Source organism: Comamonas nitrativorans, from assembly GCF_042654765.1.
Classification (GTDB): Bacteria; Pseudomonadota; Gammaproteobacteria; order Burkholderiales; family Burkholderiaceae_C; genus Comamonas; species Comamonas nitrativorans.
This window is the reverse complement of sequence record NZ_JBHSEW010000006.1, coordinates 1-12,591: the sequence shown is the minus strand read 5'-3', so window position 1 is coordinate 12,591 and position 12,591 is coordinate 1. Positions and strand designations below refer to the sequence as shown.

At 67.1% G+C, this 12,591-nt stretch carries 13 protein-coding genes and 1 pseudogene; 3 read left to right on the top strand and 11 right to left on the bottom strand.

Annotation, left to right across the window (positions count from 1 at the left end):
- Position 1: 1 nt before the first annotated feature.
- The 9 genes from paaD to ACFO3A_RS07710 form a co-directional block, all read right to left on the bottom strand.
- Positions 2 to 535, bottom strand: a complete 534-nt coding sequence (gene paaD, locus ACFO3A_RS07750) for a 1,2-phenylacetyl-CoA epoxidase subunit PaaD (protein WP_377725411.1) — start codon at positions 533 to 535, stop codon at positions 2 to 4.
- Positions 535 to 1,308: a 1,2-phenylacetyl-CoA epoxidase subunit PaaC gene (gene paaC, locus ACFO3A_RS07745; RefSeq protein ID WP_377725409.1), complete on the bottom strand. Its 774-nt coding sequence runs from the start codon at positions 1,306 to 1,308 to the stop codon at positions 535 to 537. The genes paaD and paaC overlap by 1 nt, the downstream gene beginning before the upstream one ends.
- An 18-nt stretch (positions 1,309 to 1,326) precedes the next feature.
- Positions 1,327 to 1,644, bottom strand: a complete 318-nt coding sequence (paaB, locus tag ACFO3A_RS07740) for a 1,2-phenylacetyl-CoA epoxidase subunit PaaB (RefSeq protein ID WP_377725407.1) — start codon at positions 1,642 to 1,644, stop codon at positions 1,327 to 1,329.
- 107 nt (positions 1,645 to 1,751) lie between these two features.
- A complete protein-coding gene (gene paaA / locus ACFO3A_RS07735; RefSeq protein ID WP_377725406.1) occupies positions 1,752 to 2,744 on the bottom strand; it encodes a 1,2-phenylacetyl-CoA epoxidase subunit PaaA in 993 nt (330 codons plus the stop codon).
- A 46-nt stretch (positions 2,745 to 2,790) separates the two neighbouring features.
- Positions 2,791 to 3,825, bottom strand: coding sequence for a 2Fe-2S iron-sulfur cluster-binding protein (locus tag ACFO3A_RS07730; protein ID WP_377725405.1), 1,035 nt, complete (start codon positions 3,823 to 3,825; stop codon positions 2,791 to 2,793).
- A 35-nt stretch (positions 3,826 to 3,860) separates the two neighbouring features.
- Complete coding sequence (locus ACFO3A_RS07725) at positions 3,861 to 4,883, bottom strand: hypothetical protein (RefSeq protein ID WP_377725403.1); 1,023 nt, start codon at positions 4,881 to 4,883, stop codon at positions 3,861 to 3,863.
- A gap of 185 nt (positions 4,884 to 5,068) precedes the next feature.
- Positions 5,069 to 6,382 carry a phenylacetate--CoA ligase PaaK gene (paaK, locus tag ACFO3A_RS07720; RefSeq protein WP_377725402.1) on the bottom strand — a complete coding sequence of 438 codons (1,314 nt, stop codon included), beginning with the start codon at positions 6,380 to 6,382 and terminating at the stop codon, positions 5,069 to 5,071.
- 48 nt (positions 6,383 to 6,430) lie between these two features.
- Positions 6,431 to 6,883, bottom strand: coding sequence for a hydroxyphenylacetyl-CoA thioesterase PaaI (paaI, locus tag ACFO3A_RS07715; RefSeq protein WP_377725400.1), 453 nt, complete (start codon positions 6,881 to 6,883; stop codon positions 6,431 to 6,433).
- Between the two features lie 67 nt (positions 6,884 to 6,950).
- Positions 6,951 to 7,754 carry an enoyl-CoA hydratase-related protein gene (locus ACFO3A_RS07710; protein WP_377725398.1) on the bottom strand — a complete coding sequence of 268 codons (804 nt, stop codon included), beginning with the start codon at positions 7,752 to 7,754 and terminating at the stop codon, positions 6,951 to 6,953.
- Between the two features lie 171 nt (positions 7,755 to 7,925).
- On the opposite strand from ACFO3A_RS07710, the gene paaN reads away from it, so the two are divergent.
- From paaN to ACFO3A_RS07695, 3 genes are all read left to right on the top strand, one after another.
- Entirely contained in the window at positions 7,926 to 9,581 is a 1,656-nt protein-coding gene (gene paaN / locus ACFO3A_RS07705) for a phenylacetic acid degradation protein PaaN (protein WP_377725397.1), read from the top strand.
- Positions 9,574 to 10,413: an enoyl-CoA hydratase-related protein gene (locus ACFO3A_RS07700; RefSeq protein WP_377725396.1), complete on the top strand. Its 840-nt coding sequence runs from the start codon at positions 9,574 to 9,576 to the stop codon at positions 10,411 to 10,413. The genes paaN and ACFO3A_RS07700 overlap by 8 nt, the downstream gene beginning before the upstream one ends.
- 105 nt (positions 10,414 to 10,518) lie before the next feature.
- Positions 10,519 to 11,634, top strand: a complete 1,116-nt coding sequence (locus tag ACFO3A_RS07695; RefSeq protein ID WP_377725395.1) for an alkene reductase — start codon at positions 10,519 to 10,521, stop codon at positions 11,632 to 11,634.
- A gap of 96 nt (positions 11,635 to 11,730) precedes the next feature.
- Here ACFO3A_RS07695 and ACFO3A_RS07690 read toward each other — a convergent pair whose 3' ends face one another.
- Positions 11,731 to 12,312, bottom strand: a complete 582-nt coding sequence (locus tag ACFO3A_RS07690; RefSeq protein WP_377725394.1) for a hemerythrin domain-containing protein — start codon at positions 12,310 to 12,312, stop codon at positions 11,731 to 11,733.
- 81 nt (positions 12,313 to 12,393) lie between these two features.
- Positions 12,394 to 12,591, bottom strand: a pseudogene (locus ACFO3A_RS07685) (hypothetical protein); the annotation flags it as partial.

The window sequence follows — 12,591 nt, the reverse complement described above, 5'->3', positions numbered from 1 at the left end:
GTCAAATGGGCTTGAAATGCTCGAACGGCTCGCGGCAGTCCAGGCAGCGGTACAGCGCCTTGCAGGCGGTGGCGCCAAAGGCCGACAGGCGCTCGGTGTGCGTGCTGGCGCAGTGCGGGCAGGGCACGCCGGGGGCGGGACGCCGGGGCAGGAAGCGGATGGGCACGCCCTGGCCGGCAGCCACCGGCCCGGGCGGGGCGATGCCGTAGGCCCGCAGCTTCTCGCGCCCTGCGGCGCTGATCCAGTCGGTCGTCCAGGCGGGCGCACGTTGCAGCGTGGTCCGGGCCGGCCCCAGGCCGGCCGCGTCGATGGCGGCCAGCGCGTCGCAGGCAATCACCTCGGTGGCCGGGCAGCCGCTGTAGGTGGGGGTCAGGACGATTTCCAGCACGCCACCGGCCTGCGCTGCGTCGGCATCGGCCAGGCGCACGGCCCGCACGATGCCCAGGTCGCACAGCGAAACGGCGGGCACTTCGGGGTCGGGCACGGTGCCCAGCACTTCCCAGGCCCGGCGGATGCGGGCATCTGCGGCCATCATCACCACACCCCTCCCGGATAGCTGCGCTGCAGGTGCTGCATTTCGGCCAGCAGGTAGCCCATGTGTTCGCTGTGGCGGCCCAGCCGGCCGGTGCTGCGGAACTTGCCCTCCGGCGCGGGCAGCTCCAGGTCGGCGGCGGCCAGCATCCGGCGCACGTCGTCGAGCCAGTCGGCCTCGACATCGGCCCAGCGCGGGCCCAGGCGGCTGGCATGAGCGTGTTCGTCCACGGCGTCCGGCGCAAAGAGTTCGGCGGTGTAGGGCCACAGGCTGGCCAGCGCCTGCTGCATGCGACGGCGCGATTCGGGCGTGCCGTCGCCCAGGCGCACCACCCAGTCGCCGGCGTGCTGCTGGTGGTAGCGGGCCTCCTTGACGGCCTTGGCGGCAATCGCGGCCAGCTCGGCATCGCCGGAGTCCTGCAGGCATTGCCACAGGTGCTTGAGCAGCGTGGCCAGCAGCGCGTTGCGCAGGGTGGTGAAGGCGAAGTCGCCCCGGGGCAGTTCGACGATGGTCGGGTTGCAGTAGTCGGCTTCGTTGCGCAGGAAGGCCAGCTGGTCTTCGTCATGGCCCCGGCCATCGACCCGGCCGGCGTGGGTCAGCACGGCGCGGGCCTGGCCGATCAGGTCCAGCGCCATGTTGGACAGGGCGATGTCTTCTTCCAGGATGGGGGCGTGCCCTGACCATTCGCACAGGCGCTGGCCCAGGATCAGGCAGGTGTCGCCCAGGCGCAGCAGGTAACGGAAGGCCGGGGCGGTGCCGATGTGGATGCTTTGCATGTGTTTGCTGCCTTCGCCTTACATGTGGTTCACGGCCTGGGGCAGGACGTAGAAAGTCGGGTGGCGGTAGACCTTGTCCTCGGCGGGGTCGAAGTACATGGCCTTGTCGCCGGGGTCGCTGGCGACGATCTGCTCGGAGCGCACCACCCAGACGCTGCTGCCTTCCTGGCGGCGGGTGTAGACGTCGCGGGCCATCTGGATGGCCATCGCGGCATCGGCGGCGTGCAGGCTGCCGCAGTGCTTGTGGTCCAGGCCGGCCTTGCTGCGCACGAAAACTTCCCACAGCGGCCATTCGGTGGCAGTGGCGGGATCGGCGGGGTGTTTCGGGGTGTTCATGGGAAACTCTCTTATAAATTCAATAGCTTTTTGCGCTGATATATGCTTGTTTTCAGGTACTTTTAATGCTGATATTCAGGTATATGAAGCGGTAACAGCTCCTGTTTTCAATGCTCGTTCCTGGTTGCATGCACCAGGGCGGCCTCGCGCACCCAGGCGCCCTCCTCCCAGGCCTGCACGCGTGCGCCCAGGCGTTCGCGGTTGCAGGGGCCGTCGCCGCCGACCACCTGCCAGAACTCGGCCCAGTCGATCGGGCCGAAGTCGAAGTGCCCGCGCTCGGCATTCCATTGCAGATCGGGGTCGGGCAGCGTCACGCCCAGCAGCTCGGCCTGGGGCACGGTGGCGTCGATGAATTTCTGGCGCAGTTCGTCGTTGGAGATGCGCTTGATGCCCCAGCGCATGGACAGGGCGCTGTTGGGCGACTGGTCGTCCGGGGGGCCGAACATCATCAGCGCGGGCCACCACCAGCGGTTCACCGCGTCCTGCACCATGGCCTGCTGGGCCTCGGTGCCCTGCTGCATCATGGTCAGCAGGGCGTCGTAGCCCTGGCGCTGGTGGAAGCTTTCCTCGCGGCAGATGCGCACCATGGCGCGGGCATAGGGCGCGTAGGAGCAGCGGCAGATCGGCACCTGGTTCATGATGGCCGCGCCATCGACCAGCCAGCCGATCACGCCCATGTCCGCCCAGGTCAGCGTGGGGTAGTTGAAGATGGAGCTGTACTTGGCCCGGCCCGTGTGCAGGGCGTCCAGCATCTCGTCGCGGCTGCTGCCCAGGGTCTCGGCGGCGGAATACAGGTACAGGCCGTGGCCGCCTTCGTCCTGGATCTTGGCCAGCAAGATGGCCTTGCGCTTGAGCGTGGGCGCCCGCGTGACCCAGTTACCCTCGGGCAGCATGCCGACGATTTCGGAATGGGCATGCTGGCTGATCTGGCGCACCAGGGTCTTGCGGTAATGCTCGGGCATCCAGTCCTTGGCCTCGATGAACTCGCCGGCGTCGATGCGGGCGTCGAAGCGGGCCTGCAACCGCGCTTCGTCGGCACTGTGCGGCACGGGGGCGAGGGCCGCCTCCTTGCCCAGGGTGTCCATTGCTTGGGTGTACATGGTTTTCCTTTTCAAAACAAAACGGCGCGGCCAGGGCGCACGCGGCTCAGGCCTGGGTGAAGAAGCCTTCGGTATGGATCAGCGCGGGCTGTGCGCCCAGCGCCCTGGCGGCAGCCACGCAGTCGTCCACAAAGGCGGTGGTGCCTGCAACGAAGACGCTGTGGCCGCTCAAATCGGGAAAATGCCGGCCCAGGATGGCCGGAATGCGTCCGTGCAGCACCCCGTCCCGGCGGTCCCGCGTCAGCGTGGGCAGGTAGCGGAAGTTGGGGTAGCGCAACTGCCAGTAGCGCATCAGGCCCACGTCGTACAGGTCGGCTGCCTCGCGGGCGGAGAACATCAGCGTGACCGGCTGCTTGTAGCCCCGGCGCAGGGCCGCTTCGGTCAGCGAGAGGATGGGGGCCAGCCCCGAACCGGCGGCCAGGCACAGCACCGGGGTGTCTGCCGCCGGGTCGCCGATGAAGGTGCCGTGCGGGCCGGAAAAGCGCAGTTGTGCGCCCAGCGCCACCTCGTCGTGCAGCCAGCGGCTGGTGCGGCCCGCCGGGGTGTTGGCCGCATCGGCATTGACGCGGGTGACCTGCAGGCGGATTTCGCCATCGTGCCGGGGGGCGCTGGCCAGCGAGTAGCTGCGCACCGGGATGCCCTGGCTGGCATCGCCCAGCTGCACGTACTGGCCGGGCCAGAAGCGCATGGCTTCGCCCAGGGGGCGCAGCACGAACTCGGTAATGCGCGGCGTGCGGGCGATGCGGTCGACCAGCACGGCGTACTGCGATTCGCGGGCGGGAAAGAGCTGGGGCTTGGCATCCTCGGTGCCCCATTCGATTTCCAGCTCCGGCGACAGCGGCTTGGCCATGCACATCAGGCCATACCCCTGGGCACGCTCGTCCGGCGACAGGGCCATGTCGAGCACGAAACCCTGGTCGAACTGGCCCGAACGCACTTTCACCTTGCACTCGCCGCAGGCGCCGGCACGGCAGTTGTTGGGCAGGGCATAGCCTGAGCGTTCAAGGGCTTCGAGCACGGTCTGGCCGCTGTCGCACGCGACGGTCTGCCCGGAGGGATACAGCTTGATGTGGGAGGTCATGGTGGTATTTGCGAAGTTCTGAAAAAGCGGAACGGTTAGAACACGGGGATGATGTCGTCCAGGTCCACGTCCGAGACTTCCTCGCCGGTGATGCCCACCTCGGGGATCGCCGGGAAGGGGATGTCGTACTTGTCCAGCGCCCCCTTGAGGTTCAGGATGGCGGTGCGCCAGTTGTTCTTCTTGGCCTCGTACTCGGGAATGGCAAACCCGGCGGCGCGGGCTGCGGCCTCGCCCGCACGCTGGCTCTCGATAAAGTCCTCGGGCAGGTCCCAAAACTCCATCGGCGGCTCGAACAGCACGGCGGACAGGAACAGGTAGCCGGCACGGATCTGCTTGGTGATCAGGGCGCGGTCTTCCACGGCGATCTTGGGATAGTCGCGCTCCATCAACGCCAGGCAGATGCCCATGTGGCGGCCCTCGTCCTTGCCGATGTTGCGGAAGGCTTCCTTGAACACCGGCTCGGTGCAGCCGGCGGCCATCTGGTGGAAGATGGTGGCGGCCGCGATCTCGCCCATCAGGAAGGAGCTGAACAGCACGGCCAGGCTGTATTTGGGCACGGCCGTCTTGTAGCCCGTCCAGTAGCGGGCGCCGTTGTGGTAGAGCCACTTGGCGTTCTTTTGCAGGCGCTTGCCCAGTTCGGTCTTGGGCGTGTAGGTGATCGGATCGGGATGCTCCAGAAACTTGGTGATGGCCAGGCCGCACATCTGCTCATGGTTCTGCTCGTCCTGCGTGACGCTGAAGAAGCAGCGGCGCACGGCATCTTCCTCATGGGCCTCGTAGGTCTTGATCAGCGCCGAGGCGAACACCGGCGGCGCAGAGGCGTCGAACACCGACAGCAGCGTCCACCAGTAGGCGATGGCCTCGCGCTGCTCCCAGGTGTATTTGTTCACGTCGAACGTGTCCCAGGGCAGTTTCTTGGGGTCCCAGACCTCGCGGCGCGAAGCGTCCCAGATTTCCTCCAGCTTTTTCGTGTGTTGGTGCCAGGACAGCGGGTAGACGTTGGGCTGCTCGATGGCAGGCGGGAACTCCATCGTGTGGGCAAGTTTTTCTTTACGCATGGCGAGATGTCTCCTTGTGAAGGTATTTAAATAAACCGACCGGTCGGTAATAAAAAGGAGAGGTGATTCGGGCATCACCGCCCCCGGAACCGGCCCATTCATGGAACGGGCCGGTTCCTAGCCGCTCCTGCGGGATGGCAGGGGGCGGTGTTCTTGAAACCAGTTGCCTCGGGGCCGCTCTGCGATCAGCGTGGCCGTTGGTCGATCACCCGTCGGGCCTTGCCCACCAGGGTGCGCTCGATCGCGCCGTAATCCAGCACGTCCACCTGGGTGGTGATGCCCACCAGGGTCTTGATGCGGTGCTGGAGCCATTGGCCGATTTTTCGCACCTCCTCGGTGCCCGACGGGATGCCGGGCTGCAGCTCGCAGCGCACGGCCACCTTGTCCAGGGTGCCGTCGCGGGTGACGTGGATCTGGTACTGGCCGGAGAGCGAACGGTGCTGCAGCACGATTTCCTCGATCTGCGTGGGAAACATGTTGACGCCACGGATGATGAGCATGTCGTCCGAGCGGCCCACGATCTTGCCCATGCGCCGGAAGCTGCGCGAAGTGGGGGCCAGCAGCCGCGTCAGATCCCGCGTACGGTAGCGGATCATGGGCAGCGCCTCCTTGGACAGGGAGGTGAACACCAGCTCGCCCTCCTGCCCGTCGGGCAGCACTTCGCCGGTCTGCGGGTCGATGATTTCGGGGTAGAAATGGTCTTCCCAGATCACCGGGCCGTCCTGGCTTTCCACGCACTCGCTGGCCACGCCCGGCCCCATGATTTCAGACAGGCCGTAAATGTCGACGGCGGCAATGCCGGCCTTGGCCTCGATCTCCTGGCGCATCGCTTCCGTCCAGGGTTCGGCCCCGAAAATGCCGACTTTCAGGGAGCTGTCCCGCGCATCCAGCCCCTGGCGCTGGAACTCCTCCACGATCACCTGCATGTACGAGGGGGTGACCATGATGATGTCCGGCTTGAAGTCCTGGATGAGCTGCACCTGCTTTTCCGTCTGCCCGCCGGACATCGGCACCACCGTACAGCCGGCCCGCTCGGCACCGTAGTGCGCCCCCAGGCCGCCGGTGAACAGGCCGTAGCCGTAGGCGATGTGCACCATGTCGCCGGGGCGGCCACCCGCAGCGCGGATGGAACGCGCCACCAGGTTGGCCCAGGTGTCGATGTCCCTGGCGGTGTAGCCCACCACCGTCGGCTTGCCCGTGGTGCCCGAGGAGGCATGGACGCGCAGCAACTGGTTGCGCGGCACGGCGAACATGCCGAAGGGGTAGTTGTCGCGCAGGTCTTTCTTGTAGGTGAAAGGGAACTTGGACAGGTCGGCCAGGGTTTTCAGGTCGCAGGGGCGGACGCATCTTTCGTCGAACGCCTTGCGGTAATGCGGCACGTTGTCGTAGGCATGTTGCAGCGACCAGCGCAGGCGCTGCAATTGCAGTGCCTGGATTTCGTCGCGGCTGGCGGTTTCGATCGGCTCCAGCTCTCCCGGGGCGGGGCGTGTGACGGTCATGGGTTTGTCTCCGAATTTTTTTGTCGATGGTGGTTCTGCCCGGGCCGCTCAGGCCGTCTGGGACAAGGGCACGGTGGAGCGGCCCTTCATGGTGTAGGAGCGCCCCCGGAAGGCGGCGATCAATTCGTCGCGCTGGTTGCGCACGGTGACGTCGTAGACCCCGGTGCGCCCGGCGCGGGAGATTTCCACGCCTTCCGCGATGAGCAGATCGCCCAAACGGGCCGGGGCGACGAAGTCGATGGACAGGCCCGAGGCCACCGTCATCTCATTGCCCGCATTGCAGGCAAAGGCGAAAGCGGAATCGGCCAGGGTGGTGATGAAGCCGCCGTGGCAGGTGGCGTGGCCGTTGAGCATGTCGGCACGCACCGCCATCGTCACCGTGGCGCTGGTGGGGCTGATCGCCACCACCTGCATGCCCAGGGCTTGCGAGGCGCCGTCGTTGGCATACATCGCCGTGCGGACGTGTTCGGCCAGTTGTTGGGGGGTCAGGCTTGCTTGCATGGAAAGAAAGAAGGGGGAAGGAAACAGGGGGCGCCTTGTCTGTCGCAGGGCGCCAGCGGTTCGGTGGTCAGCGGTCGGTGAACTGCGGCGGACGTTTTTCGGTGAACGCCCGCACGCCTTCGCGGTAATCGTCGGCATGGCCCAGGCGGCGCTGGTGCGCCGCCTCGTGCGCCAGGGCGCCGGGCCAGTCCAGCGCCAGTGCCGCGTCCAGCGCCGCGCGGGTGGTCACCAACGCCTGGGTGGGCATGGCGGCCAGCCGCTGGGCCAGGGCCAGGGCTTCGCTGGCCAGAACGTCGTCTTCGACGCAGCGCCAGATGAGGCCGATGCGCTGGGCGTCTTCGGCACTCAGCTTGTCGCCCAGCAGCGCCAGCCCCAGGGCATTGGCGCGGCCCACCAGACGCGGCAGCAGCCAGGTGCCGCCGCTGTCGGGCAGCAGGCCGATCTTGGTAAACGCCTGGATGAAGCTGGCCGAGCGCCCCGCCAGCACCAGATCGCAGCCCAGGGCAATGCTGGCCCCGGCCCCGGCGGCCACGCCATTGACGGCGGCCACCACGGGCACCGGCATGGAGCGCAGGCGCAGGCACAGCGGACGGTAGAAGCGCTCGATCACGTCGCCCAGGTCCTTGGCGGCAGCGCCCGGGGCCGTATCGGGCGCAACGGCCGGGTCGGCCAGATCCTGCCCGGCGCAAAAGCCGCGCCCGGCACCGGTCAGCACGACGCAGCGCACGCTGGTATCGGCTGCCGCAGCCTCCAGGGCCGCCAGCAATTGGGCGTGCAGCGCGGTCGTGAAACTGTTCAGGGCCGCCGGGCGGTTCAGGGTCAGGGTCTGCACAGCGCCCGATCGGGACGCCAGGACAAGAGGTTCGGACATAGAGGACAAGCTGTTCAAGGGTGAAAAGGGGTAATCACGTTGCCAATGCTGTTTTGCGATAAGTCAAAAACATGTTTGACCGATCGGTCGGTAAATAATATGCTGTGAACGCATTCTGATGCAAGTCAAACCGACGAAACCGACACCCAGAAAAACCCTAGGAGACTTTTCATGACCCTGTTCGACACCCACCGTGCCCTGCTCGACGGCGCCCTGGCCGCCTCTGCCGCACGTACCTACTGGTCGCCGTTCCCCGAGAACGCCTCGCCCAAGATCTACGGCGAAACCGCCCAGGCCGACGGCCAGGCCGCAGTGCAAGCCTTGCTGGGCCAGGACTACCCGCTCCAGCAGCCCGGCGAGACGGGCCGCATTGCCACCGAGCGCTCCCCCTACGGCGTGGACATCGGCGTGCGCTACCCCGAATGCCGCGCCGATGCGCTGATCGCCGCCGCCCAGGCTGCCGAACCGGCCTGGATGGCCCTGGGCGTGCAAGGCCGCGTGGGTGTGCTGCTGGAGGCGCTGACCCGCATCCATCGGCGCAGCCACGAAATCACCCACGCCGTCATGCTGACCACCGGCCAAGGCCCGATGATGGCTTTCCAGGCCGGTGGCCCCCATGCGCAGGACCGGGCGCTGGAAGCCATTGCCTACGCCTACAAAGCGATGGCAGACGTCCCCGCCGAAGCCACCTGGGAAAAGCCCCAGGGCAAAAACCCGCCGCTGATGATGAAAAAACATTTCGACATCGTGGGCCGGGGCATTGGCCTGGTGATCGGCTGCGCCACCTTCCCCACCTGGAACACCTATCCCGGCCTGTTCGCCGCGCTGGCCACTGGCAACCCGGTCATCGTCAAGCCCCACCCCAACGCGGTGCTGCCGGCCGCCATCACCGTCAGCATCCTGCGCGAGGTGCTGGCCGAGCAGGGGCTGGACGCCAACCTCGTGACCCTGGCCCTGTCCAACGACCCGGCGCACACCCAGGCGCTGGCGCAAAGCCCGGCCGTGGCCAGCATCGACTTCACCGGCAGCAACCAGTTTGGCCGCTGGCTGCAGGACAACGCCCGCCAGGCCCGCCTGTATGCCGAAATGGCCGGGGTGAACACCGTCATCATCGAATCGACCGACCAGTACGAGGCCATGCTGAACAACCTGGCCTTCACCCTGTCGCTGTACAGCGGCCAGATGTGTACCACCACGCAGAACATCTACATCCCCCAGAGCGGCATCCAGACCGACCAGGGCCACAAGGGGTTCGACCAGGTCTGCGACGACCTGGCGGCCGCCGTGCGCCAGCTGGCGGAAAACCCGCGCGTGGCCACCGCCGTGCTGGGCGCGGTGTGCGCCCCGGAAACCGTGGCCCGCATCCAGGAAGCGGCCGGCAAGGGGCGCGTGGTGCTGGCCTCGCAGGCGCTGGCGCACCCGCAGTACCCGGATGCCCGCATCCACAGCCCGGTGATCGTCGCCCTGACCGAGGCGGACCGCGCCACCTTCGCCAACGAATGCTTCGGCCCCATCGCCTTCCTGATCGCCACCGCCTCGAGCGACAGCGCCCTGGCGACCGCCGAATCGACCCTGTGCGAACACGGGGCGCTGACGCTGGGCGTGTACTCCACTGACCGCGCCTACGTCGAGCGCAGCGTGCAACTGTCGCGCCGCGCCCGCGTGGCCCTGTCCATCAACCTGACCCAGGGGGTGTACGTGAATCAGTCGGCGGCCTTCTCCGACTACCACGCCAGCGGCGGCAACCCGGCAGCCAACGCCAGCTACACCACGCTGGCCTTCGTGGCCGACCGCTTCGTCATCGTGCAGCGGCGCGAACATGTCTGAGCGTGCCGCCATGAACTTGTCCGCCCCTCTCCCCAACCCGCAAGCGCTGCAGCAAACGCGCGATGCACGCGGCGTCGTGCGCCTGACGCTGAACCGCCCCGAAGTGCGCAACGCCTTCGACGAGCCGCTGATCGCGCTGATCCACCACACCTTCACCGCCCTGGCCCAGGATGCCAGCGTGCGCGTGATCGTGCTGGACGCCGTGGGCAGCCTGTTTTGCGCCGGGGCCGACATCGGCTGGATGCGCCGCGCCGCCGCCCGTGACCAGCAGGCCAACCTGGAAGACGCCCGCGCCTTCGCGGCCATGATGCACGCCATTGCCGACTGCCCCCACCCCGTGGTGGCACGCATCCAGGGCGCGGCCTACGGCGGCGGCGTGGGCCTGGCCTGCGCGGCCGACATCGCCATTGCCAGCGAGCAGGCGCTGTTCAGCGTCAGCGAAGCACGCTTCGGCATCCTGCCGGCCGTCATCGGCCCCTACGTGGTCAATACCGTCGGGCTGCGCCAGGCCCGCCGCCTGGCCCTCACCGCCGCGCCCGTGGGCGCTGCCGAGGCGCTGGCCATGGGGCTGGTTCACCAGGTCGTCCCCGCGCAGGACCTGGATGCAACGGTGGAAGCCACCATTGCCCAATTACTGAACAACGGCCCGCAGGCGCTGACCGAAATCAAGCGCCTGCTCGATCAGCTCGAAGTCGGCCCCATCACCCCGGCGGTGCGCGAGCTGACGGCGCAGACCATCAGCCGCGTGCGCTCCGGCAGCGAGGCCCGCGACGGTTTTGCCGCCTTCGTCGCCAAACAGCCCGCGCCCTGGGTGCCGCCAGCATCCGGCTGATGCCGGGGCGCAATGCCCTTGCCGTTGTCACTCCGCCGCTGCCGGGCCACACTGCCGGGTAGCGGTTTTTTTATGGTTTCATTTTTGCAATTGAAAGGACAGCGTATGCCGCATTCTTTGTTCGATCCCGTGCAATTGGGCGATCTGCCCCTGCGCAACCGCATCGCCATGGCCCCGCTGACGCGCAACCGCGCCAGCGGCAACGTGCCCGGCGCACTGGCCGCCACCTACTACGGCCAGCGCTCCGGCGCCGGGCTGATCATTTCCGAAGGCGCCCCCATCAGCCAGCAGGGCCAGGGCTACGCCGACGTGCCCGGCCTGTACCAGCCCGCGCAACTGGCGGGCTGGCAGGGCGTGACCGATGCCGTCCACGCCCAGGGCGGTACGATCTTCGCGCAGCTGTGGCACGTGGGCCGCGTCTCGCACACCAGCCTGCAACCGGCAGGGGCCGCGCCGGTGGCCCCTTCGGCACTGACCGCGCAGACCAAGACCTATCTGGTCGATGCCGCCACGGGCGCCGGCAGCTTTGCCCCCACCTCGGCGCCGCGTGCCCTGCTGGCGCAGGAGCTGCCGGGCATCGTGGCCGACTTTGCCCAGGCGGCCCGCCATGCGCGGCAGTGCGGCTTTGACGGCGTGGAAATCCACGGCGCCAACGGCTACCTGCTCGACCAGTTCCTGAAGGACGGCAGCAACCAGCGCGACGACGCCTGGGGCGGCAGCATCGACCACCGCGTGCGCCTGGTGTGCGAGGTGGTGCAGGCCGTGACGGCCGCCATCGGCGCGGGCCGGGTGGGGCTGCGCATCTCGCCGGTCAGCCCGGCCAACGGCATCCACGACAGCGCCCCGCAGCCGCTGTTCGAGCACCTGCTGCGCCGCCTCGCGCCGCTGGAGCTGGCCTACATCCACGTCATCGAAGGGGCCACGGGCGGGCCGCGCATCCTGCCGGAGCAGCCCTTCGACTACGCCGCCCTGAAGGCCGCCTACCGCAGCGCCGGCGGCCAGGGGCTGTGGATGGTGAACAACGGCTACACGCGGGACATGGCGCTGGAGGCTGTGGCCAGCGGTTACGCCGACATGGTGGCCTGGGGCAAGGACTTCATCGCCAACCCCGATCTGGTCGAACGCCTGCGCCGCAACGCGCCGCTGAACCCCGGCCGGCGCGAAAGCTATTACGGCGGCGGGGCCGAAGGCTATACCGACTATCCCCGGCTGGAGGATTAAAAAAATAGCTGCTACTGCAGATAAATAAACGATATTGGATAGTTTTATATCTACATTCGTTTAAATACCATCGGTGGCAGCTATTTTTATTGAATATCACCGCCCCATGCCCAAAGGCGGCGGGGCGCTGTGGACGATGCGGCTGAACAGGCGCTCGTAGGCCGGGTCGGGCGCGGCGCCCTGGGTCAGCAGGTCGGTGTTGCTGGCAAAGGCCGCATCCATCGCCGCCCAGTCTTCGTCGGTCAGGTACTTGAGCGCGGCGGGCAGCACCACGGATTCTTCCAGGCGCATATGCTCCAGGTAGAAGGTGATGTAGCGGTCGAGTGCCGCAACGAAGGTAGCGCGGCGGCTTTCGCCCATCAGCTCCCAGGCCAGCAGCAGATGGCCCAGCTCGCGCACCGCCGCCTCGCCGCCGGCGTGTTCGCGGTCCAGGCGGGCAATCGCCTCGGCCACCTCCGGCGCCCGCTGGGCAATGGGCGGAAAGAGCAGCTCGGTCTCCTTCGGATGGTGCTGGCGCTCGGGAAATTCGTCGATGTAGAACAGCATGGCACGCATGGCGTCGAAGAACGTGCCCGCTTCCTTGCCAGGGCCGCGTTCGGCCAGCATACGCAGGGAGCGCAGGATGGCGGCCAGGGTGCCGTGTTCTTCGCGGATGACCTTGAGGGTGATGGAGGACATGGTGCAAAAATCTCCCGAATGGTGAGGGACGCCGGGCTGCCGCAGGCAGCGATCGAGATCCGATCGGTACGTCATAGCCCGCTACGGTAACAAATTACCGACCGATCGGTCAACAAATGATTTGCAGGTGCGCCTCTCCTTGCCAAAGGCGGCTAAGATGTTCAGTCCCGGCATTTGATGGATAGGATTGATCGTGAAGCGTTCGGGCTCATCTGTCCACTGCTTGCAGATGAATTCGTAAGGTGTCAGGCCCTTGAGCGTCTTGAGTCGGCGGCCGAA